General features: G+C 65.6%; 23 protein-coding genes. 16 read left to right on the top strand and 7 right to left on the bottom strand.

Features of this window, described 5'->3' with window-relative positions; translation table 11 throughout:
- Positions 1–45 precede the first annotated feature (45 nt).
- From BKA23_RS15340 to BKA23_RS15355, 4 genes are read right to left on the bottom strand one after another with little or no spacing between them, the layout of a single operon-like run.
- Entirely contained in the window at positions 46–894 is an 849-nt protein-coding gene (locus BKA23_RS15340) for an ABC transporter permease (RefSeq protein ID WP_145230052.1), read from the bottom strand.
- Positions 891–1,685 (bottom strand): ABC transporter ATP-binding protein, encoded by a 795-nt coding sequence (locus tag BKA23_RS15345; protein ID WP_145230054.1) that lies wholly within the window; start codon positions 1,683–1,685, stop codon positions 891–893. The genes BKA23_RS15340 and BKA23_RS15345 overlap by 4 nt, the downstream gene beginning before the upstream one ends.
- A complete protein-coding gene (locus BKA23_RS15350; protein WP_170226606.1) occupies positions 1,682–2,503 on the bottom strand; it encodes an NAD-dependent epimerase/dehydratase family protein in 822 nt (273 codons plus the stop codon). Before BKA23_RS15350 ends, BKA23_RS15345 begins: the two co-directional genes overlap by 4 nt.
- A complete protein-coding gene (locus tag BKA23_RS15355) occupies positions 2,500–3,789 on the bottom strand; it encodes an FAD-dependent oxidoreductase (RefSeq protein ID WP_211841749.1) in 1,290 nt (429 codons plus the stop codon). The genes BKA23_RS15350 and BKA23_RS15355 overlap by 4 nt, the downstream gene beginning before the upstream one ends.
- 93 nt (positions 3,790–3,882) lie before the next feature.
- On the opposite strand from BKA23_RS15355, the gene BKA23_RS15360 reads away from it, so the two are divergent.
- Complete coding sequence (locus BKA23_RS15360; protein WP_170226608.1) at positions 3,883–4,818, top strand: LysR family transcriptional regulator; 936 nt, start codon at positions 3,883–3,885, stop codon at positions 4,816–4,818.
- 8 nt (positions 4,819–4,826) lie between these two features.
- On the opposite strand, the gene BKA23_RS15365 is transcribed toward BKA23_RS15360, so the two are convergent.
- The 3 genes from BKA23_RS15365 to BKA23_RS15375 form a co-directional block, all read right to left on the bottom strand.
- A complete protein-coding gene (locus BKA23_RS15365; RefSeq protein ID WP_145230062.1) occupies positions 4,827–6,245 on the bottom strand; it encodes a PepSY-associated TM helix domain-containing protein in 1,419 nt (472 codons plus the stop codon).
- A 79-nt stretch (positions 6,246–6,324) separates the two neighbouring features.
- A complete protein-coding gene (locus BKA23_RS15370; RefSeq protein ID WP_145230064.1) occupies positions 6,325–6,951 on the bottom strand; it encodes a DUF5134 domain-containing protein in 627 nt (208 codons plus the stop codon).
- Between the two features lie 71 nt (positions 6,952–7,022).
- Entirely contained in the window at positions 7,023–7,982 is a 960-nt protein-coding gene (locus BKA23_RS15375; protein WP_211841750.1) for an adenosine deaminase, read from the bottom strand.
- 343 nt (positions 7,983–8,325) lie between these two features.
- Between BKA23_RS15375 and BKA23_RS15380 the strand changes: the two genes are divergently transcribed.
- From BKA23_RS15380 to BKA23_RS15450, 15 genes are all read left to right on the top strand, one after another.
- Positions 8,326–9,549, top strand: coding sequence for a TadA family conjugal transfer-associated ATPase (locus BKA23_RS15380; RefSeq protein WP_145230066.1), 1,224 nt, complete (start codon positions 8,326–8,328; stop codon positions 9,547–9,549).
- Entirely contained in the window at positions 9,546–10,409 is an 864-nt protein-coding gene (locus BKA23_RS15385) for a type II secretion system F family protein (RefSeq protein ID WP_246104691.1), read from the top strand. The genes BKA23_RS15380 and BKA23_RS15385 overlap by 4 nt, the downstream gene beginning before the upstream one ends.
- Complete coding sequence (locus tag BKA23_RS15390) at positions 10,406–11,338, top strand: type II secretion system F family protein (RefSeq protein WP_145230067.1); 933 nt, start codon at positions 10,406–10,408, stop codon at positions 11,336–11,338. Before BKA23_RS15385 ends, BKA23_RS15390 begins: the two co-directional genes overlap by 4 nt.
- Positions 11,339–11,400: 62 nt before the next feature.
- Positions 11,401–11,631, top strand: coding sequence for a hypothetical protein (locus tag BKA23_RS15395; protein WP_170226611.1), 231 nt, complete (start codon positions 11,401–11,403; stop codon positions 11,629–11,631).
- 68 nt (positions 11,632–11,699) lie between these two features.
- Complete coding sequence (locus tag BKA23_RS15400) at positions 11,700–12,050, top strand: TadE family protein (RefSeq protein WP_281287574.1); 351 nt, start codon at positions 11,700–11,702, stop codon at positions 12,048–12,050.
- On the top strand, positions 12,047–12,565 hold the full coding sequence (locus tag BKA23_RS15405) for a pilus assembly protein (RefSeq protein ID WP_246104692.1): 519 nt from the start codon (positions 12,047–12,049) through the stop codon (positions 12,563–12,565). The genes BKA23_RS15400 and BKA23_RS15405 overlap by 4 nt, the downstream gene beginning before the upstream one ends.
- Entirely contained in the window at positions 12,562–13,077 is a 516-nt protein-coding gene (locus BKA23_RS15410) for a hypothetical protein (protein ID WP_145230069.1), read from the top strand. The genes BKA23_RS15405 and BKA23_RS15410 overlap by 4 nt, the downstream gene beginning before the upstream one ends.
- A gap of 19 nt (positions 13,078–13,096) precedes the next feature.
- Positions 13,097–14,209, top strand: a complete 1,113-nt coding sequence (gene prfB / locus BKA23_RS15415; protein WP_145230071.1) for a peptide chain release factor 2 — start codon at positions 13,097–13,099, stop codon at positions 14,207–14,209.
- 228 nt (positions 14,210–14,437) lie between these two features.
- Positions 14,438–15,160, top strand: coding sequence for a cell division ATP-binding protein FtsE (ftsE, locus tag BKA23_RS15420; protein ID WP_145230073.1), 723 nt, complete (start codon positions 14,438–14,440; stop codon positions 15,158–15,160).
- Positions 15,161–15,166: 6 nt separating this feature from the next.
- Entirely contained in the window at positions 15,167–16,087 is a 921-nt protein-coding gene (gene ftsX / locus BKA23_RS15425; protein WP_145230074.1) for a permease-like cell division protein FtsX, read from the top strand.
- A gap of 11 nt (positions 16,088–16,098) precedes the next feature.
- Complete coding sequence (locus BKA23_RS15430; protein ID WP_145230076.1) at positions 16,099–17,400, top strand: M23 family metallopeptidase; 1,302 nt, start codon at positions 16,099–16,101, stop codon at positions 17,398–17,400.
- Positions 17,401–17,954: 554 nt separating this feature from the next.
- Positions 17,955–18,452, top strand: a complete 498-nt coding sequence (smpB, locus tag BKA23_RS15435; protein WP_145230079.1) for an SsrA-binding protein SmpB — start codon at positions 17,955–17,957, stop codon at positions 18,450–18,452.
- Positions 18,453–18,640: 188 nt separating this feature from the next.
- Positions 18,641–19,807 carry a LolA family protein gene (locus BKA23_RS15440; protein WP_145230081.1) on the top strand — a complete coding sequence of 389 codons (1,167 nt, stop codon included), beginning with the start codon at positions 18,641–18,643 and terminating at the stop codon, positions 19,805–19,807.
- The gene (locus tag BKA23_RS15445) at positions 19,794–20,777 is read left to right on the top strand and encodes an ABC transporter ATP-binding protein (RefSeq protein ID WP_145230083.1); all 984 of its coding nucleotides are present in this window, start codon (positions 19,794–19,796) and stop codon (positions 20,775–20,777) included. The genes BKA23_RS15440 and BKA23_RS15445 overlap by 14 nt, the downstream gene beginning before the upstream one ends.
- The gene (locus tag BKA23_RS15450) at positions 20,774–21,592 is read left to right on the top strand and encodes an ABC transporter permease (RefSeq protein ID WP_145230085.1); all 819 of its coding nucleotides are present in this window, start codon (positions 20,774–20,776) and stop codon (positions 21,590–21,592) included. The genes BKA23_RS15445 and BKA23_RS15450 overlap by 4 nt, the downstream gene beginning before the upstream one ends.
- Positions 21,593–21,599: the final 7 nt, after the last annotated feature.

Here is a 21,599-nt window from a genome sequence, read left to right on the forward strand (position 1 = left end):
CTTACTGATGTGTCATGCGGCGGATGCCGCGAATTGCTCGATGGCTCAGGAACGGTCGCGGCGCCATGGCATCGCGAAACGCTCGACCAGCGCGACGACGCCGGTGAGAACGGCGCCGAGGATGGAGACGGTCGCCATACCGACGAACATCGTTGCCGGCTGGAAGATCTGCCACGAGTTCCAGATGAGGTATCCGAGTCCGTTGTTCGCTGCGACGAACTCGATGGCGGTGACGATGATGACCGCCATGCCGGCTGCCACTCGAAGGCCCGTGAAGATCTGCGGCAGTGCGGCCGGTATGACGATCCGCACCAGACGCCGCCACCCTCGCGCCCCGAACGCGTCGGCGGCCTCCAGATACCTGGCGTCGGTGTAGATGATCCCCTGCAAGGTGTTGATCTGCAGTACGAAGAAGACGCCGATTGCGGTCAGCAGGATCCGAGGCAGGTCGGAGATTCCGAAGATCAGCAACAACAGCGGCAGGATGGCGATCTTCGGCAGTGCGTACAACGCTGACAACGTCGGTTCGAGCGCGGCGCGCACGGCCCGGACGGATCCCATGAGTACGCCGACGATCACACCGGCGATCGATCCGAAGACATAACCGAGGATCAACCGGTAGGTCGTCGCCCACAGGTCGGTCAGCAGCGTGTGATTGCGGATCTGGTCCACAGCGTCGGACACGATCTTGGTCGGCGCGGTGTAGATCTTCTGGTCGATCAGGTGCGTGTCGGCGGCCACCTGCCACACGAGCAGCAGCACGATCGGGAAGCCGATGCCCAGACACACATCGCGTCGCCGTGCACGTCGTCGCCGCTGTTCTGTCTGACGCACGGCCTCCTCGAACTCGGTGTCCGCTGCGCCGGCTGTGGGGCTCTGGGTGCCGGTGGTCATGCGCTCTGCCCCATCGCTTCGTTGACCTCGTCGCGAAGTGTCTGCCAGATCGCCGACTTCATCGCAATGAACTGCGGGTCGGCTTCGAGTGCCAGGGTGCGAGGCCGCTCCAACGGAACGACGTCGTCCTCCTTGATACGGCCGGGCCGGGCGGTCATCGTCACCACACGGTCACCGAGCAGGAGTGCCTCCTCGATCGCGTGGGTGACCAGGACGACGGTCTTACGCTCGTCCTGCCACAGTTGCAGCAGTTGTTCCTGCATGAGCCGGCGTGTCTGCGCGTCGAGGGCACCCAAGGGTTCGTCCATCAACAGGTATGGCGCATCCATGGCGAATGCCCTTGCTATTGCAACGCGTTGACGCATCCCACCGGAGAGTTGCTCCGGGTAGGCGCCTGCGAACTGTTCCATGCCGACGCGCTGCAGCCAGTGCGCAGCGATGTCACGTCGCTCGCTCTTGCGGCGGCCCGCCATCTCCAAGCCGAAGGCGACATTGTCGAGCACGGTGAGCCACGGAAAGACCCCGTGATCCTGAAAGACGAAGGCGGTCTGATCCTTGGCCTCGATTGCCGGGCGACCCGACACCAGGACGCTGCCGCTGGTCGGCTCCTCCAACCCGCCGAGGATCCGCAGCAGCGTCGACTTTCCGCAACCGGACGGCCCGAGGATGCACGTGAACGAGCCCTGCTCCACCACGAGGTCGATCGAGTTGAGCGCGTGAACCGGCCGGCCCTTGCTGAAGAACACCTTGTGCAGATCCTGCACGGCGAAGGCGATTTCCGCCGTCATCATGGTTCCCTTCCTTCACTCTCGTGGCCGAATCCGGCCGGATCGTTCATGCTTGGCGGGTGCGGTGAGCTGAACAGTCCCCCGATCGTGGAGTCCCACGGCTGTGGGTCCGCCTGGTCGGGTATGTCGTAGGTCACGGCATCGTCGTGAGGAAGATAGGCGATCGATCGACCTTCCGCGCCGGACAGCCACGCCTCGGAATTCGCGGACACGCCCCACACCATCCGGAATCCGGGCTCGGGTGTCGACAAAGCCGCGATGACCAGCCGGCCCGCATCGGCCGGGGAGAGCCAGGTGTGCTTCATCCGTGCGTCGCGAGGGTGGTCGAAGCGGGAGGCGATCCGCAGGCACACGACGTCGATGCCCCATCGGTCGTGGTACATCCTGGCCAGGGCCTCCATCGCGACCTTGCTCACGCCGTACAGCGTGTTCGGCCGTGCTGGCACGTCGGCAGGGACCAGGTGGCCAGGTGCCGGCACCGGCGTGAATCCGGTCGCATGGATGGAGCTGGCGAGCACGATCCGGTTGACGCCGTGGATCCGCATTGCGCGCAGGACCGACTCGGTGGCATCGACATTCGCGGCGCGCAGCGTGGCCCAGTCGGCTTCCAGGGGCACGCCGGCGAGGTGGACGACCGCGTCACAACCGGCAAGATCCGGTAGGGCTCTGGCCAGATCGCACTGCTGCCATCGGAGGGTGCCGGTGTCCGCGGGGCACTCGGTGCGGTCGATGCCGAGCACGTCGTAACCAGCGGTGATCAGCCGGGGGACGATGTCGCTTCCCAGGCTGCCCCTCGCTCCGGTCACGGCCACAGTGCTCACAACAACGCTCCCTGTCGCTTGAGTTCGCTTTGCACAGAGCTCGTTTCGACTGATCGCCCATTGCTGCCGATTGCGGCAGCAACACCGGCGGCGTGACCGGTGGCGAATGAGGTCCCCATGACGCGCAGGGAGGCATACGCCTGACTGTCCGAGGATGTGAGGCGGCCCGCGGCATACAGGTTGGAGACGTGTGGTGACCGCAAAGCGTCGAATCCGATGTGATACCAGCCGTCGTCCTTGATCGAGACGTACCGGGTGCGGCCCGGCTCGACGTGCGACTCGATCGGCCAGCCACATCTCGCAATGGCATCAGTGCGGCGGCGCCCGTTGAGCGCGTCAGCCGCAGTGACGGTGCCGACGCCGGCGAGACGGCGGCTCTCACGGATCCCGAGTTGTGGTCCTGTCTGGCTCAGGAAAGAGTGTTCCCAGCCGGGTATCTCACGTAGCGCTGCGGCGTAATGCCTTGCCAAACGGCGGGTTTCGACCTCTGCCTGGGTCAGCTGCCGCGGGTCCAGGACGTCCCGGCGGGTGTCTGCCAGGAGCAGCATCACGTTCTGGGTTCCCGGCTCGCGCACTGCAAGTCCGGACTGCCGTTCGAAGGCCACGCCGTGCCGCGCGGAGTAGTCCGCGACGGCTGCCCCTAGCGCAGCAGAGGTCAATGAAGCGCCGGATGTCACCCCGCCCACGTGCATGACCAGAGTGCTGGCCTGCCGTGCAGCCAGATCCGCAACAGGGGAGTCCGCGCCGCACTGAGAGAGGACGACACCGTCCCCGCTGGCGTCGACGACCACGGACGGGTGCATTCTGGTGAGACCACCGCGATGGTGCACCACGACCGAAGTGATGACGGCTGCGTCGTCCGCCGTCGGGCCCGAGCGTTCGACACCGACGACGGTGGAGTGCAGCCACAGGTCGATTCCCGCTCCCAGGACGAGATCGTCATACGTTCGCTTGGTGACCTCCGGATCGAGCAGCACGACGGTGTTGCCCGACTCCGGCATCCGCCGGACCTGCATTCCGCCGTTCTCCTGCAAGGCATCCACCACGAGCTGCCCGGCACCTGCGACCACCCGCTCCCCAGTTCGGTCGTAGAAACCGCAGAAGGTGTGGACGCCTGATTGAGTGGCAGAACCGCCCAGGAAGCCGTATTGCTCGATGAGGGTTACCCGTGCGCCTGCCTGCGCGGCCCCGATGGCGGCGGCGATACCCGCAGAGCCGCCACCGACCACAAGGACGTCCGTCGTTTCGTCGATGGAGGCGATCTTCAGAGGTGAAGTTGAAGTCACGTCCAAAATATGATCCACGTCACAACATGTCGTCCATGGCTGATGTGGCATTGCCCCATGCGTAGCGGGCATAACTCATGGTCAGATGGCCAGATGGAGTTGAAAAGTCTCATCGCATTCGTGCGAACTGTCGAGCTGGGGTCGATGAGTCGAGCAGCCAGTGCGCTCTACATCGGCCAGCCGGCGATGAGCAGGCAACTCGCGCAACTCTCGCGCGAGTTGGGTGTGCCGTTGCTGGAGCGCACGCCCAGCGGTGTCACTCCGACGGCAGCTGGACGCGAGTTGTATCTGCGCGCCGGCGAAATCCTCACGTTGGCCGACGCGCTGGAGGATCGTGTGCGTCACGCGGCAACGCGGCCGACCGTGGTGCGCATAGGTGTGCCGAGCGGCTTGCCACGGCACTGGTTCTCCCGGGCGATCGCGAGGTGTCGAGATCGGCACCCGCACATCCGTCTTGATCTTGTCGAGGCCACGACGGACGAGCAACGATCGCGTCTGCAACGTGGAGAGCTGGATGTTGCGCTGCTGCACACGATTCCTCCCGAGGCTCCCCACAAGCACGTGCTCACTCAGTCGTATGGCGTTGCCGTGCATGACGACTCGCCGCTGTGCCAGATCAGCCCGCTGCGGCTCGACGACCTTGCCGGTGGTCGCTGGCTGACCCATGCGGCAGCCGGGCACGCTGATGACACTCACCTGCGCGAGACCGCCGCGCGACGCGAGATCCCGATCGACTGGGTGCTGCACCGGTATTCGGAGTCATTGGCGCTGGTCGCTCTGGCCAGTGGCGCAAACGGAGCGGTACTCACCCGAGAGTCGGCTGTCCGCAGGATGCCTGAGTGGGTATGGCTGCCGTTGGATGACATCGATTCGTCCGGTCACCGACTTGCGGTGCGCACCTGGCTCGCGTGGCGCGATCCCTGCCCGACGGAGGTGCGAGATGTGCTTCGCGTGCTGGGAGAGATCGGTGGCGACCACGACGATGTGGCGACCGGTGACGATCCACCCGACACAGTGTTCGAAGGCTGACGGTGCGCTCAGCCGACGGGTATGGCGGGGCGCGTCGCCATGATCAGCGCGTCGATCAACAGGAACGCCAACAGGGTGATACCCAGCTCCGACAGCAGCACGCCGACGCCGATAGCAGCGGCCGCCAACACCAGTTGCGCCCACAACGGCGCCTTGGCGAGGCCGCCCGCCGACGGCGGTCTGCCCATGCGACGGGCACCGCGCATCGGACGACGTCGCCACCACATGAGGTAGCCGAGCACGACCATGGCAGCGAAGCCCAGGCCAAGCGCGAAGAGAACGATCTGGTTGGCCAGTCCGAACAGCAGTCCCATGTGCGCGTTGACACCCCACGATGTCAGCTTCGCGGCCAACGGAAAGCTAGCCCAGTCGGAGTGTGACACCACGGCCATCGTGCTCGGGTCGATCGCGACCGAGTTGGCGGCGACCGGCCACTCGCGCCGGATCTCCCGCACCGTCCACGCCTGACCGGCCGAGCTGGGCAGGTCGATCTCGATCTGCGAGTTGTGGATGTTGGTCGCGCGGGCTTTGGCCAGCACCTCGTCGAAGACGTCGAGGTCGTCGCCATGACGTTGCGCGGATCCGTCGAAATCCGTTGTTGTTGTTGATGACCGGGTGGTGGTGGTCGTCGTGGTCAGTGATGGTGTCGACCAGTCCAGAGCCGACCGGATCTCGCTGACGTTGGCGCCCGCGTGCAGTGACCAGGTGATGCCGGTGGCAGAGAGGAAGAGCGCACCCAACAGCAGCCACACACCGGTCGCTGTGTGCCAGGAGTGCAGCCGCCGGTATGCCGATCCGCGGCGCGTCGGTGCGAGCAGCTCGCGTTTGGTGCGGGTGCGACGCAGTCGGGCGATCCACAGGCCGAGGCCGGCGAGCGCGATCACGCCGAGCCACGAGGCGGCGAGTTCGCTGTAGGCGCGCCCGACATCGCCGAGAAACAGCGTGCGGTGGAAGAAGTCGATCCAGGTGCTGATCGGCAGGGCGGTGGAGAACACTTTGAGGTCGCCGTGCGGCGCCGCAGTGACCGGATCGATCCACACCGACCGCACCTGACCGTCGAGCAGGCCGTGCTCGGAGAACATCACCTGGGTGGTGGCGCCGGTGTGCGCCGCGGGCTTGACCCCGAGCAGCACGTCACCGGGGTGGTGGCCTGCGATGTACCGCTGCGCCGAAGCGACCTGGGCGGACAGCGGCAGCGCGGGTCCGCGCGAGTCGGTGGTCACCTGGTGGTGGTAGACGAGATGGTCGACGGTCGGCGCCGCTGCGTATGCCGCGCCCGACAGCGCCGCCACGAGGATGAAGGGCCCGACGAAGATGCCGGCGTAGAAGTGCAGCCGTCGCAGCAGTTGCGGGAGCCATGCTCCGCCTGGCGGTCGTTGCGGCTCATTCGGTATGCCGGTGACGGCGGCATCCCGTGTCGTGGTCATCGGGGACTCATCTCGGGGTGACGGTGGGTGACGGGGTCGTGCGTTACGGGTGCGACTGATCGACGGCTCGCGGGGCCGACTACCAGGTCGGCACGAAGGCCAGCGCCATACCGACGCTCATCAGGATAAGAAGCCCGGATTCGAATTGCGTTGTGCGCAGATGTCTTTCGGCGCTGCGTAGCCACCGCACGATCAGTGCACACGTGGCGATAGCGAAGACCACCACCAGCACCCACGAGGTGACCGTCCAGCCGGTCGCCAGATGCATCGTCATGGTCGACGGCATCGGCTTGTCCGAGGTCATCCCGACCATGTCCATGCCCGAACCGGTGTGGGGCATGTCGCGCATGATCAGGCCCATGACGACCATCGCGGCCATCATCACGACGTGGTAGCCGAGCATCATCTGACGCTCGAGGCCGGTGCCGTGGTGGGCGTGCCCGCCGAATCGGTCACCGCCGGCCAGCAGCACCACGAAATACAGCGCGGCCAAACCGAAGACGATGATCTGCAGGGTCGGCGACGAGACCTTGGCACCCCACGACCACGGCATCGACAGCATCGCCAAGCTCATCACCACGTGCAGCACGTCGCTGATGCCTGCGGGTGCATCGGTGCGCTGCCGTATGCCAAACACGGCGTAGCCCACGGCCGTGCACGCGAAAAGCACTGTCAAGACGACAGCTTCGGGGGTGCTGTAGGACACCGGTCAACCCTTCGACACCGACTAGGACAACGCGACTCTACAAGATGTAGAACGCGTTCGGCATCCGCGGGTCAGGAGCCCTTCGGGTGAAAGCGCGCGTCGAGGGAGTTCTGCGCGAGGGTCTGCAGCGTGGTGAGGTCGGTTCCGAGTTCGCGGTGGAGCGCGAGGTAGTTGTCGGCGAGGTAGCCGCCGAAATAGGCCGGGTCGTCGGAGTTGATGGTGGCGATGACGCCGGCGTCGAGTAACTGGTGGAGCGGGTGATCCTTCAGTGTTGCAACGCATTTGAGCCGCACGTTCGACAGGGGGCAGACCGTCAGCGGCACCTTGTCGGTGGCGAGCCGTCGCAGCAGTGCAGGGTCTTCGACGGCCCGTATGCCGTGGTCGACTCGCTCGACGCCGAGCACGTCCAATGCTTCCCAGATGTATGCCGGTGGCCCTTCTTCGCCGGCGTGTGCGACGCGGTGCAGCCCGAGCGTGGCGGCTTCGGCGAAGACGTCCTTGAACTTGGTGGGTGGGTGGCCGACCTCGGCGGAGTCCAGGCCGACGCCGTCGACGATGTCGAGGTGGTCGCTCAGTGCTTCGAGGGTGGTCATCGCTTCGTCGGCGGGGCGGTCTCGTAGGAAGCAGGCGATGAGCCGCACGTGGACGCCATGGCGGGTCGGGGCGGTGGTGATCGCGGCGGTGAGGCCGGCGATGACCTCAGCCAGGGGGATGCCGCGGCTGGTGTGGGCTTGCGGGTCGAAGAACATCTCGACGTGGGTGACGCCGTCGGCTGCGGCGCGGGCCAGGTAGGCGTTGGCGAGGTCCTCGAAGTCGGCGGCGTGTTGCAACACCGCCATACAGTCGTAGTAGAGGTTGAGGAAGGACTGCAGGTCGGAGAAGTTGTAGGCACGAGAGAGTGCTGCGACGTCCGCGAACGGCAACTGCACGCCGTTGCGCCGGGCGAGCGCGAACACCAGGTCCGGCTCGAGCGTGCCTTCGATGTGCAGGTGCAACTCGGCCTTGGGTAACGCCCGGATGGTGTCGATCACGTTGTGGATCCGCCTCGCTCGTCGATGCTTTCGCTGACCGACGAGATTAGTGCTTCCCCAGGAGCCACTAACCAACGCAGTTGGTCGGCGATGACTGCCAGGCGGGTATGGCGCTGCCTGCGTCGGTCGAGGCGCTTTCCCGGCCAGGCGTCGACGGCTAGAACTGCGGTGATCCTTCAGGGGCTGGCTGGTCGCGCGAAGCGGCCCGTGCTGTGGATAACTCGGTCTGGCGGCTGCGCCACCGCGAATCTCGTAGTAGGTTCACTCCCCAACGGCATACAGGATGCAACCAACAATATGTGGTAAAGCGACAGTGCGCGGCGGGGGGAGAGGGAAAAGAACCATGGACGGCGCCCAAGTGATCGAGGACGAAGTCCGCGAGCTGATCCGACGGAAGCGGCTGGACCCGGCGCGTGATCAGACAGTCCTCCAGACCCTCGTGCACGACGTCGTTCGCGACTACGAGGAACGCAGTCTGCATGGCGGTATGACGCCGTTGCCGGACCGCGACTCGGCCACTCAGCAGGTGCTGGACGCTGTTCTCGGATTCGGCCCGCTGCAGCCCTACCTTGACGATCCGACGATCGAAGAAATCTGGGTGAATGAGCCGCAGCGCGTGTTCATCGCTCGTCATGGCGTGGCCGAGCTCACCTCGACGATCCTGACCGACCAGCAGGTGCGCACCCTGGTCGAGCGCATGCTGAAGCCGTCGGGTCGGCGCATCGACCTGTCTTCGCCGTTCGTCGACGCGACATTGCCGGACGGTAGTCGTTTGCATGTGGCGATTCCGGACGTCACGCGCAGTCAGTGGTACGTCAACATCCGCAAGTTCGTCGCTCGCGCGCACAGCCTCGACGACCTCGTGAGGATGGGTACTCTCACCCAACCTGCAGCCCGATTCCTTTCAGCAGCAGTCGCTTCCGGGCTTAACATCGTGGTGGCAGGCGGAACTCAGGCCGGAAAAACCACGACTTTGAATTGTCTTGCGGCCGCAATTCCCTCGAACGAGCGCGTCGTCTCGTGCGAGGAGGTCTTCGAGATCCGGCTCAACCTACGCGACTGGGCGGCGCTGCAGTGCCGCCAGCCGAGCCTCGAAGGAACCGGCGAGATTCCGTTGCGACGGCTGGTCAAAGAAGCGCTCCGGATGCGCCCCTCCCGCATCGTTGTCGGTGAAGTCCGCCAAGCCGAGAGCCTCGATCTGCTCATTGCGTTGAACTCCGGATTGCCGGGTATGGCGACACTGCATGCGAATTCGGCACGCGAGGCCATCGTCAAGATGTGCACCCTGCCGCTCCTCGCCGGGCCCAACGTCAGCTCGAACTTTGTGGTCCCGACTGTGGCGGCGTCAATCGATCTGGTCGTTCACATAGCCCTTGAGCGCGACGGATCCAGGCGCGTTCGCGAGATCGTCGCGGTGCCCGGCCGCACGGAGGGCGACGTCATCGAGTTGGCGGAGATCTTCGTCCAGAGAGGTGGCCGGTTGGTGCGTGGCAACGGATTCCCCAGCCACGAGGAGCAATTCGAGCGAGCCGGTTTCAACGTCACAGAACTGCTGAGCGAGCGGTGAGCGTCATCTTCCCGCTCATGTTCGGAGCAGGACTCTTCTGTGTGTGGTGGTCCTGCTGGCCGCAGTCACCGAAGACCGGCAGCGCTGCTCGTCGTAGTCGAAGGGAGCAGCTCGACGACGTGATCGTGCAGTCCGGAATCAATGGTCTCACCTCCGGCAAGCTCATCTGGATTGCAGCAAGCACAGGAGTTTTCGCCTTCATCGTCGTCATGCTCATCACCGCCGTACCCGCGATTGCGCTGGCCATCGCTGGCTTCGCGGCATACAGCCCGTTCGCCGTCGTCAACAGCCGAGCCCGTCGCCGTCGCGCCGCCCTCCGCGAGGTGTGGCCTGACGTGGTCGATCACATTTCGTCCGCGGTGCGTGCTGGTCTGGCGCTGCCGGAGTCTCTCAGCCAGCTATCGGTGCGTGGGCCCGAAGAACTCCGGCCGGCCTTCGCCGAGTTCGCGCACGATTACCAAGGCAGCGGCCGGTTCCACGAATGTCTCGACGCCCTCAAGGTCCGCCTCGGTGACCCTGTCGCTGACCGGTTGATCGAGTCGCTGCGGATCGCCCGCGAGGTTGGCGGTACGGATCTGGGCAAGCTGTTGCGCACGCTGTCGACCTTTCTGCGTGACGACGCCCGCACCCGTGCCGAGCTGGAGGCACGACAGTCGTGGACGGTCAATGCCGCAAGGCTGGCGGTTGCTGCACCGTGGATCGTGCTGGCAATGCTCGCAACTCGCGGCGGGTCGCTGGCGGCGTACCGTGAACCGGCGGGTGTCATGGTGCTCGCCGTCGGCACCGCCATCACCTTCGTCGCCTACCAGGTCATGCGGCGCATCGGTCGCCTTCCTGTCGAAGAACGGGTGATGCGGTGACCTCGGCATACACCTGGTGGGGGGCGCTGTGCGGCGCTGGTCTCGGCGCGGGCGTGATTCTGATCTATCTCGGCTTGCCCCATCACCGCCGGCCCGATCTGGCAGCTCGCATCGAGCCCTATGTGCAGGATTCGCCCCGGCCTTCGCGGCTGCTCGCTCGATCCACCGATCGCCTCGACGTCAACCATGTGCTCAGTCCGGCTATGCATCGACTGGGCGCACTGGTCGACCACGTGCTCGGTGGTGCGACTTCTGTCCGAATGCGACTGGAGCGTGCCGGGCGCCCGCCAGACGTCGAGGGTTTCCGGGCGCAGCAGGCGTTGTGGGGAGTCGCCGCCGCATGTGCGGGCGCACTGTTCGCTGTGATGTCGTTCGTCGGTGGTCGGCACTCGGTCGTCCAAGCAGTGCTGGTGCTGGTGATCTCGTTCGCAGCTGGAGTCGTCGGCTGCGATCAGACGCTCACCCGAGCGGCGGATCGGCGTGAACAGCGCATCCTTGCCGAATTCCCTGCTGTCGCTGAGATGTTGGCGCTCGCGGTCACGGCCGGCGAGGGCGCGGCAGCTGCGCTCGAGCGGGTCACCGCTCTCTCCTCCGGCGAGCTGTCCAGCGAGCTCGGCCGGTGTCTCACCGATGCTCGTGCGGGTTCGACATTGCCCGAGGCGCTGCAAGGTCTGGCCGACCGCACCGGCGCTGCGAGTTTGACGCGATTTGTCGACGGCATCGTGATTGCGGTCGAGCGCGGCACACCGTTAGCCGATGTGATGCGCGCGCAGGCGCAGGACGCGCGCGATTCCAGCAAGCAGCAGCTCATGGAGCTCGGTGGTCGGCGGGAGTTGATGATGATGGTTCCGGTCGTCTTCCTGGTCCTGCCAGTCACCATCGTCTTCGCCATCTTTCCAGGACTCGGCGCACTCAACATGTCGTTCTGAAGCCCATCACCCCCGCCCCCGAAAACCGTTACAGAAGAACAAGAATCACCGTGGAGGAAGTCATGATCACGATCGACAAACTGCAGGCCCGAGCGCTGCGAGCGCTGTATGCCGCCCGAGCCCGCGTTGCCGAGGCGCATCAGGAACGTGAGCGTGGTGATGTGCCTGGCTGGGTGCTCATCACGATCATGACGGCGGGGATGGTGACCGTGCTGTGGACCCTCGCACAGGACACACTGACCGGCATGTTCTCCGATGCGGTCGGCAAGGTCACGGGCGACGGAGCGGGCTGACCTTGCCGGTGGTCGGTGATGCTCGCGCGAACGATGAGCCGGGACGAGCCACCGATACCGGCTCGGCGGTGGCTGAATTTGCAATGGTGGGAGCGCTCGTGGTGCTCTTCTTCCTTGCGGCGCTGCAACTCGGCTTCGCCTTGCACGTGCGAAACATGTTGATAGAGAACGCCGTTGAAGGTGCCCGGTATGGCGCCCGCGCCGACTCGACGCCTCAACTCGGGGCCGCGCGCACCAGAGAACTCATCACCGCAAGCCTGACCGAGTCCTACGCACGAGACGTGTCGGCATCAGTGGTCACCGAGGGCGACGCCCAGGTCGTGCGCATCACGGTGCGTGCCCCATTGCCGATCCTCGGCCCCTTCGGCCCGTCGCAGTCGCTGACGGTGTCGGGCCGTGCCTACGAGGAGGCGCAATGAGCCGGAGAGTGCTGCGGCATACAGCACGCGGAGTCCGTGAACTCGTCGGCCGGTCACCGATCGCCGCGCGGTGCCGCGCCCGGCTCGCATCGGCCGGTCGCGAGGACGGCAGCGCGATCGTCGAGTTCATCGTGGTGGGTGTCGCGCTGATCCTGCCGGTGTTCTACCTGGTCGTCACCCTCGCCCGGCTGCAGGCCGGCACGTATGCCGTCGCTGCCGCCGCACGTGAGTCGTCACGGATGTTCGTGACCGCGAGCAATGACTCCACTGCGACGGCGCGTTCGCAGGCAGCGGCGCGAATGGCGTTCGCGGATCAGGGTTTTGAGGGCGCGGGCACCGTGCAGGTGTTGTGCTCGAAGTCGCCATGTCTGACACCCGACGGCGTGATCGACACCGTCGCCGACCTGGATGTCGAGTTGCCGCTGATCCCCAGCTTCCTGCAAGGAGCCGTCCCCTCGGTCGTGCACCTGCACTCGCGGCACGCCGAAGTCGTCGACCGGTACCGCGCCCGATGAGCAGCCGACTGGTCACCGGCGCGCTCGCGAAACTGCTTGCAGCACTGCGACAGCGCTGGCACGCGCACACGGCTGCGGGGGAGGAGGGGCGCGTCATACTGCTCATCGCCGGGCTCTTCGCCATCCTCGCCACATTGATCCTGGGCGGGGTCAACCTCACCGCGATCCAACTGGCCAAGGTGCATGTGCTCGACGCGGCGGATGCCGCAGCCGTCGACGCCGCCGACTCGATCAACGAGGGCGGCATCTACAAGGGTGGACTCGGATCGACGCTCACCCTGTCCGACGACGGCGTGCAACGGACCGCCGCCGCGAGCCTTGGCCGACAGAAGGTGCCCGCCAATGTCACCGGTTGGGCGATCGGGTCCGGCACGGGCACCACCGACGGTCACACCGCCCAGGTGCGCGTCGATGCAGTCGTGCGCCCACCGATCCTGTCCGGTGTCCTGGCCACGATGTTCGGCGAGGTGCGGATCAGCGTGCAGTCGCGCGCCCGCGCCGATTTGAACTGATCGCCTAGGCTGTTCGATCGTGGCTACAGACTTTCCCGCGGAGATCAAGGCGTTGCGTACGACGATGGAGTCGGTGCGTGAGGTGACCGACCTCGACGCGCTGCGCGCACAGATCACCGACCTCGAGGCGAAGTCGAGCGCGCCCGACCTGTGGGACGACCCGGAGAAGGCGCAAGAAGTCACCAGCAGCCTGTCACGCGCAAACTCCGAACTCGAACGCATCGAGACGATGGACCAGCGCGTCGACGACCTCGAGGTGCTCGTGCAGATGGCACAGGAGGAGGACGACGCCGACACCCTGGCCGAGGCGGAGAAGGAACTCACCTCGTTGCGCAAGGCCGTCGGTGAGCTCGAGGTCCGCACCCTGCTCGCGGGCGAGTACGACCAGCGCGAGGCTGTCGTGACGATCCGCGCCGGTGCCGGTGGCGTCGACGCCGCCGACTTTGCCGAGATGCTGATGCGGATGTATCTGCGCTGGGCCGAGCGCCACGGCTACCCGACCAAGGTCATGGACACCTCGTATGCCGAGGAAGCCGGCCTCAAGTCGGCCACCTTCGAGGTCAACGTGCCCTACGCCTACGGCAATCTCGCCGTCGAGGCCGGCACCCACCGACTGGTGCGCATCAGCCCGTTCGACAACCAGGGCCGTCGCCAGACGTCCTTCGCCGCAGTCGAGGTCGTGCCGCTCATCGAGCAGACCGACGCCATCGAGATCCCCGAGAACGAGCTCAAGATCGACGTCTTCCGCTCCTCCGGCCCCGGTGGTCAGTCGGTCAACACCACCGACTCCGCGGTCCGTATGACCCACATCCCCACCGGCACGGTCGTCTCGATGCAGAACGAGAAGAGCCAGATCCAGAACCGCGCCGCCGCATTGCGTGTCATGCAGTCACGCCTGCTGCTGATCCGCCGCGAGCAGGAGGCAGCGGAGAAGAAGGAACTCGCCGGCGACATCAAGGCCAGCTGGGGCGACCAGATGCGCTCCTACGTGCTGCACCCGTACCAAATGGTCAAGGATTTGCGCACCGAATACGAGGTCGGCAACACCTCCGGCGTCTTCGACGGCGACATCGACGGCTTCATGGAAGCCGGCATCCGCTGGAAGCGCAGCGCCGAGCGCGACAACGCCTGATACACCTCCTCTGTCTCGACCGCGCTCTGTCTCGACCGGGCCGAACCCGGCGCGCCTGCGTGATCGGGCGAGGCTGTCGGCATACGGTGGCACGGCCCGCGAGCGGTGTGTGCGATGCCGCTGAACAGTCGCTCCGCGTCTGGTCAAACGTCATCGCTGACACCCGCGCGGGGTGTTACGTCACCCACTGCCCCAGCCCCGAAATCATCAAAAGGCCCGTCACCTCACATGATTCGACTCGAAGGCGTCACCAAGCGGTATACCCCCAAGGGGTCTCCCGCGCTCGATGACGTGACCTGCGAGATAGTCCGCGGCGAATTCGTCTTCGTCGTCGGCGCGTCCGGGTCCGGCAAATCGACGATGATGCGGCTGCTGACCCGCGAGATCGTGGCGAGCACCGGCACGGTGCTGGTCGCCGGCCGCGACCTCGGCACACTCACCGACCGCCAGATCCCCGGTTTGCGCAGGGAGATCGGTGTGGTCTTCCAGGACTTCCGCCTGCTCGAGGGCAAGACCGTCTACCAGAACGTCGCCTTCGTGCTCAAAGTCCTTGGCAGCAAACGGCATCAGATCAAACAACTGGTCCCCGAAGCTCTCGATCTGGTGGGCCTGGAGGGCAAGGCCGACCGGCTGCCCGACCAGCTGTCCGGTGGCGAACAGCAGCGCGTCGCCATCGCCCGCGCGGTCGTCAAGAAGCCGCCGATCCTGCTCGCCGACGAGCCCACCGGCAACCTCGACCCCGACACCAGTGCCGAGATCGTCGCCGTGCTCAGCCGGATCAACAAGACAGGCACCACCGTCGCGATGGCGACCCACGATCAGAGCATCGTCGACGATTTCAAGAAGCGTGTCCTCGAACTCAAGGACGGCGTGCTCGTGCGCGACGAGGCGCACGGCGCCTACGTGCAGGAGATCCGCGAGTTGCACGACACGACGCGGGACGAGGACTGATCGCCCGTGCGTCTTGCGTTCCTGATCGGCGAAGCCGCCAACGGCATACGGCGCAATCTGTCGATGATCCTGTCCGTCGTGCTGGTGACCATGGTGTCGCTGTTCTTCCTCGGCGCGGGCCTGCTCGCGCAGAAGGAAGTCAGCGTCGCCAAGGGCTACTGGTACGACAAGATCCAGGTCTCGGTCTTCTTCTGCACCAGCCAGTCAACCGATGTGCCCTCGTGCTCCTCGGGCGTGGCGACACCGGCTCAGCAGAATCAGGTCAAGAGCCAGCTCGACAGCATGAAGCCTCTCGTAGAGCAGGTCTACTACGAGAGTTCGGCGCAGGCGTATCAGCGGTTCAAGGAGCAGTTCAAGAACAGCCCCTACCTGTCCGACGTCACGCAAGCTGCGATGCCTGCGTCATACCGGGTGAAGCTGTCCGACCCCAAGAAATATCAAGACATCGTCGGTGCGTTCTCCGGCCAACCGGGCGTCGAGTCGGTGACCGATCAGAGCAACGTGCTCGCGACCTTCTTCAACCTGCTCAATGTCGTCAGCGTGGCGTCGGTCGGGCTGGCTGTACTCATGGTGATCTGCGCGATCCTGTTGATCACCACCACGATTCGCCAAGTCGCCTTCACTCGCCGACGGCAGGTGGGCATCATGCGACTGGTCGGCGCGTCAGCCGGGGTCATCTATCTGCCGTTCGTCATCGAGATCTTGTTTGCGACGATCCTCGGTGGCCTGCTGTCGGTCGGATTCCTTTGGGCGGTGGTGCATTTCGGCATCGACCGGTTGTTCGACTCCGGCGGCGGCAACGGCGACCTGCTCAGCGTCATCGGCACCTCCGACGTCTGGCAGATCGCGCCGTGGCTGGTGCTCGGAGCCATCGTCGTCGCGCTCATCACGGCGTGGCTCGCTCTTCGTCGTTCGTTGCGGATTTGAGGAGATTACGTATGTCGATCGTTTCTGCCAGTGGGCGCACTCGCACCAGGGTCGCCGGAGCCACCGTGGTGGCGGCGCTGTTGTTGTCGGTGACCGCACACGCGTCGGCCGACGATCCAGGCGCTCAGAAGAAGAAGGTCGACAAACAGATCCAGTCCACCCAGGCCGACCTCGACGACACCTCCGCCCAGCTGATCGCGGCAGACGCCAACCTGAAGGCGACCGACAAGAAGGTCGACGCGGCACAGACGACGCTCGACACCGCGAATGCCAATCTGACCAAGGCGCAGAATCACAGCCGCGACATGAACGCGGAGCTGGCGATCGCCAAGGCGGATGAGACCAAGAACCAGGGTCAGCTGGCGACGAACACCGCCGCCGTCACGACCTCCAAAGGGTTGGTCGCGGGTCTGGCACGGCAGAGTTACATGGCGGGCGGTCTCGGCAACTTCGAGCTCACCCTCGATGTCCTGACCGCCAAGGGCGGCGACGTCGGGAATCAGTTGTCGTTGGCCGACATCGTCATGCGCCAGCAGAACGGCGTGCTGAGTTCGCTGGACAGCAAGAAGGCGGCGATGACCGCGTCAAGTGACCTGCTTGGCGCGACCCGTCGCCGGATCGCCGACTTGACTGTGCAGGCGGCCAACGCCGTGACGGCGGCGCAGACCGCGCAGACGACAGCGACCACCGCGCACAACGCGCTCGTGTCGCTGCAGAAGACGCAGACAACCCAGCGGAACACTTTGCAGACCCAGAAGAACACCGAGCTCGCGAGCCTCAAGACCCAGCAAGCGGAGTCCTCGCGCCTCGCCGGGGTCATCAAGGCGCGCAACATCGCCGCGGCCAAAGCCGCGAAGCGGTCGGTTGCTTCGGCCACTGCAGCTCCGCCGAGTGGGCCGAGTGGTGGCGGGGGTGTGTTGGTGGCGCCGGGACCGATCGGCTCGATCGTGTCGCCGTTCGGCTGGCGCATCAACCCGGTGTTGGGTGTCCGCCTGCTGCACGAGGGTGACGACTTCCCGTACCCGTGCGGCACGCCTGTGCATGCAGCCGCGGCCGGCACCGTTGTCGATGCGTCCTACGGCAGCGTCGAGGGCAACTTCGTCATGCTCGACAACGGCTTCATTCGGGGCGTCAACATCGCGACGGTGTACGAGCACATGGAGCGCACGCCCTCGGTGCGTGTCGGCCAGCACGTCGGTCGGGGCCAACTGCTTGGCTACTCCGGCACCACCGGTCGTTCGACCGGATGCCACCTGCACTTCGGCGTCATGGTCAACGGCGTCTTCGTGAACCCGGTGCCCTGGATCAGCTGACGCGAGTCCCGGTCACCTGCGGTGCCACTGCTCGGAGTGGGTGCTTGCGACATACATCGCGGATGGGGTCGTTGCGAGATGTGCGACATGCGAAAGTCGCCGATGCGGCGATTTGGGTCGTCCGTGGAGCGCGGTAGCCGACATAAGTCGCCGATGCGGTCGATCTGACCGCCTCAGTGGTCTCGGTGGTCACATGGGTCGCGTAGGTCACACAAAAGTCGCCGATCCGGCGAGTTGGCTCGTCTGTGGGCCGCTGATGTTCGTGGCGGCTACATAAGTCGCCGATCCGGTCGATCTGACCTCGGTGGTCACATGGGTCGCGTAGGTCACACAAAAGTCGCCGATCCGGCGAGTTGGCTCGTCTGTGGGCCGCTGGTGTTCGTGGCGGCTACATAAGACCTACCCGCGCGATCTCTAAGTCGCCGATTCGGCGAGTGAAGTGAGCGTCAGGCCGGACGCGCTTGACAGAACTCAGAAAGTCGCCGATTCGGCGAGTTCGGCTGGGTGAATCTGCAGCGAGAATTACGGTTGCAGACCCTTCGTAGAATGGAGTCATGGCCAAGAAAGCGAAGAAGCCCGTCAAGGACGACCCCAAGGCCAAGAAAGTCGTCGCCAACAACCGCAAGGCCCGCCACGACTACCTCATCGAGGATGTCATCGAAGCCGGCCTGGTGCTGACCGGCACCGAGGTCAAGAGCCTGCGGATGGGCCGCGCCTCACTCGTCGACGGCTTCGCCGACGAGCGCAACGGCGAGTTGTGGCTCGAGAACGTCCACATTCCCGAGTACCTCAACGGCACCTGGACCAACCACGCCGCGCGCCGTCGCCGCAAGCTGCTGATGCATCGTCACGAGATCGACAAACTGCTGAGCAAGACCCGAGAAGCCGGGCACACGTTGGTGCCGCTGTCGATGTATTTCACCGAAGGCCGCGTCAAGGTCGAGATCGCACTCGCCAAGGGTAAGAAGCAGTACGACAAGCGCCAGGCGCTCCGCGAGCGTCAGGACAATCGGGAGGCCGAGCGCGCGATGTCGTTGCGCCGCGCTCGCTGAATCTCCATCTCAACTCCCCGGTCGGCGCGCCGACTGTCACATCGCTGCGCCCGCCGAGTGCTCGGCGCGAACGCCGCCCGCCACGGTCGACCGGCGGATCGCCGACGCCGATGTCGGGTGGCCTCGTTGCTGCCATCAGGGCGGTTCGACGAGCACGGCGCGGATCCTCCGAGGCGTACCCTCGGAGGATGAGCCTCTTCGATCGTCGCCCGGCGCTACGGTGGGTCGCGCCCGGTGCCGCGCTGGCGGTGGTCGTGGTGGGCACACAGATCGCCACCCGGCTGCCCGCCGACGCCGCGGTCACCCTGCCGCACATCACGGCAGCTCAACTTCTCACCCAGGTCGAGAGCGCGAAGCCGCAAGCACTGCAAGGCACCGTCTCGGTCTCGATGAATCTCGGTCTCCCGTCGTTGCCGACGAGCATGACCGGTGGCAGCGACAGCGCGCAGCCGTTGTCCTGGTTGTCCGGCACGCACACCGCAAAGGTTTGGTATGACGGTGCCGCCGGCTCGCGGGTGGCCCTGCTCGGTGACGGCTCGGAGACCGACATCTATGCGATCAGCACCGGTGTGTGGGTGTGGAACAGCGCCGATCGCAGCGTCGAGCACATTGCGCCTCCCGTTGTTACGGGCAACCATCGGCAGCATCCGTTGAAGTCGAATTCAACTGGCACTACTGCCGATTCGCAGGCGCTTACTACTCCTGAGGGTGTCGCTTCATGGGCACTGCAACAGCTCGATGCCACCACTGCCGTCACCACCTCAAGCAACGTCTCGGTCGCGGGCCGATCGGCATACCAGTTGGTGCTCACTCCGAAGACGAGCGGCACGAAGATCGGGTCCGTCCGCGTCGCCTTCGACGCTGCGACCAAGGTGCCACTGCGCGCCGAGGTGTATGCCGCTGGCGCCTCCTCGCCGGCGGTCAGTGTCGGTTTCAGCTCGGTGAGTTTCACCAAACCGGCGGCCGGAAACTTCGACTTCACACCACCTCCCGGGGCAAAGGTCACGGTCCAGCAGATGCCCGCCAAGCCCAGCGCGAACTCGCTGAGCAGCCTCGGGCTCACCGCTCCCACCGTCACCGGCACTGGCTGGGCGTCGGTAGCGACCGGCACCTTGCCGATGACGAATCCCAATGTCACTGAAGGAGATTCAGGGCAGGGCAGCCCTCAGCGCACATCGAACAGCGCGACGTCGATGACGCAGTTGCTCAAACTGCTGCCGACCGTGTCCGGATCGTGGGGCACGGGTCACCTGCTGTCGACCTCGTTGTTCACCGCCGTGCTGGCCAACGACGGTCGCTACGCCATCGGCGCCGTCCCGGCCCAGACGCTCTACACCGCGCTTGCCAAGCACTGACGCTGCCGAGGCGCCGGTCACTGATCCGGGCGCCGCGGATCCGGCATACGCAATCGAAACGCGTTCGCTGACAAAGGTTTTCGGATCGCAAAGGGCAGTCGACGGAATCGACCTGCTGGTCCCGCGCGGCAGCGTCTACGGATTCCTCGGGCCGAACGGTTCGGGCAAGACCACGACGATCCGGATGCTTCTGGGTTTGGTCACGCCCACCGACGGTGAGCGCCGCATCCTGGGTGAACCGTTGCCCGCTGGGCTGCTGCCCGCACTGCAGCGGGTGGGGTCGCTGATCGAGGGTCCGGCGTTTCACCCCTACCTGAGTGGCCGGGCGAATCTGCAGCGACTGGATGCCGCCGACACCCGCGCGGATGCCGGCACGTGCGGACAGCGGATCGACGCGGCGCTCGACCGGGTCGGGCTGACTCCCGCGGGCGGCAAGAAGTTCCGCACCTATTCGCTCGGCATGAAACAGCGACTGGCCATCGCCGCCGCGCTGCTGGCGCCACGCGATCTGCTCGTGCTCGACGAGCCGACCAACGGGCTGGACCCGCAGGGCACCCGCGAGGTGCGGCACCTGGTCGCGAGCCTGGCCGAAGAGGGCATCACGGTGCTCATCTCCAGCCACCTGCTCTCGGAGATCCAGCAGATCTGCTCGCACATCGGGGTCATGCGGGCCGGGCGACTCGTCGCGCAGGGCGCCATCGACGATCTGCGGCAGTCGCAGACGACTCGCCTCACCCTGACCACACCGGACACGGCCACTGCGACGAAAATTCTTGAACAGCAGGGTGTTTCGCACCTCGAGGCCACCGGATCACAGGTCACCGGCCGGCCGGGCGAGCTCCGCCCGGAAGATCTCGTGGCAGCGCTCGTCACGGCGCAGGTGCGCGTACAGGCCTTCGCCTTCGAGCGACCCAGCCTCGAGGACTATTACGTCTCGCTGACCGGCGAGGGATTCGCGGTGCGCTCATGAGCCTGCGCTTTCTGCGCTCGGAGATCCGGCTGATGTGCGGGCGGCGGCGGAATCAGGCCGGCCTGCTCGTGCTGGCCGCGGTGCCGGTCCTGCTCGCGATCGCGGTCAAGGTCAACGGTCAGGGTCCGCGCGGCGGCGACAATGGGCCGAACTTCCTCGCCTCCATCACCGGCAACGGTGTCTTCGTGGCCTTCGCGGCGCTCACGATCGAGCTGACGTTGTTCCTGCCGATGGCTATCGCGATGGTCAGCGGCGACGCCATCGCCGGTGAAGCGCACACCGGCACGCTGCGTTATCTGCTGACCGTCCCGACCAGCCGCGTCCGCCTGCTGGTGGTGAAATACCTTGCCCTTGTTGTGGGTTCGCTCATCGTCACCGCAACGGTCGTCGTGGTCGGAGTGGTCGTCGGCATCGCGGTCTTCGGCACCGGACCCCTCACGACGTTGTCCGGCACCCAGATCTCACTGGCCGCCGGATTGTGGCGGCTGCTGATCTCCCTGCTGTATGTCGCAGCCGGGTTGTGCGCTCTCGCGGCGATCGGGCTGTTTTTGTCGACGCTCACCGAGCAGCCCATCGCGGTCACTGTCGCCGTCGTCGTGGTGACCACGTCGATGTGGATCCTCGACTCGATCCCGCAGGTGGCCTTTCTGCATGGGTGGCTGCTGGTCGACAGATGGCCCGATTTCGCCGATCTGATGCGATCACCGGCCGACTTCACCGGCGTGTGGCAGGGGGTCGGCGTCGATGCGGCATACACGGTGATCTTCCTGGCTGCAGCCTGGGCGAGGTTCGCCGGCAAGGACATCACCAGTTGACGGGAGC

This window comes from Rudaeicoccus suwonensis (assembly GCF_007829035.1).
Lineage (GTDB): Bacteria > Actinomycetota > Actinomycetes > Actinomycetales > Dermatophilaceae > Rudaeicoccus > Rudaeicoccus suwonensis.

Bases quoted from the DNA above. Each gene is read 5' to 3' on its own strand.
- BKA23_RS15340 (WP_145230052.1), bottom strand. From the start codon at position 894: ATGACCACCGGCACCCAGAGCCCCACAGCCGGCGCAGCGGACACCGAG.
- BKA23_RS15345 (WP_145230054.1), bottom strand. From the start codon at position 1,685: ATGATGACGGCGGAAATCGCCTTCGCCGTGCAGGATCTGCACAAGGTG.
- BKA23_RS15360 (WP_170226608.1), top strand. From the start codon at position 3,883: ATGGAGTTGAAAAGTCTCATCGCATTCGTGCGAACTGTCGAGCTGGGG.
- BKA23_RS15365 (WP_145230062.1), bottom strand. From the start codon at position 6,245: ATGACCACGACACGGGATGCCGCCGTCACCGGCATACCGAATGAGCCG.
- BKA23_RS15380 (WP_145230066.1), top strand. From the start codon at position 8,326: ATGGACGGCGCCCAAGTGATCGAGGACGAAGTCCGCGAGCTGATCCGA.
- BKA23_RS15395 (WP_170226611.1), top strand. From the start codon at position 11,401: ATGATCACGATCGACAAACTGCAGGCCCGAGCGCTGCGAGCGCTGTAT.
- BKA23_RS15405 (WP_246104692.1), top strand. From the start codon at position 12,047: ATGAGCCGGAGAGTGCTGCGGCATACAGCACGCGGAGTCCGTGAACTC.
- BKA23_RS15410 (WP_145230069.1), top strand. From the start codon at position 12,562: ATGAGCAGCCGACTGGTCACCGGCGCGCTCGCGAAACTGCTTGCAGCA.
- ftsE (WP_145230073.1), top strand. From the start codon at position 14,438: ATGATTCGACTCGAAGGCGTCACCAAGCGGTATACCCCCAAGGGGTCT.
- BKA23_RS15430 (WP_145230076.1), top strand. From the start codon at position 16,099: ATGTCGATCGTTTCTGCCAGTGGGCGCACTCGCACCAGGGTCGCCGGA.
- smpB (WP_145230079.1), top strand. From the start codon at position 17,955: ATGGCCAAGAAAGCGAAGAAGCCCGTCAAGGACGACCCCAAGGCCAAG.
- BKA23_RS15440 (WP_145230081.1), top strand. From the start codon at position 18,641: ATGAGCCTCTTCGATCGTCGCCCGGCGCTACGGTGGGTCGCGCCCGGT.
- BKA23_RS15450 (WP_145230085.1), top strand. From the start codon at position 20,774: ATGAGCCTGCGCTTTCTGCGCTCGGAGATCCGGCTGATGTGCGGGCGG.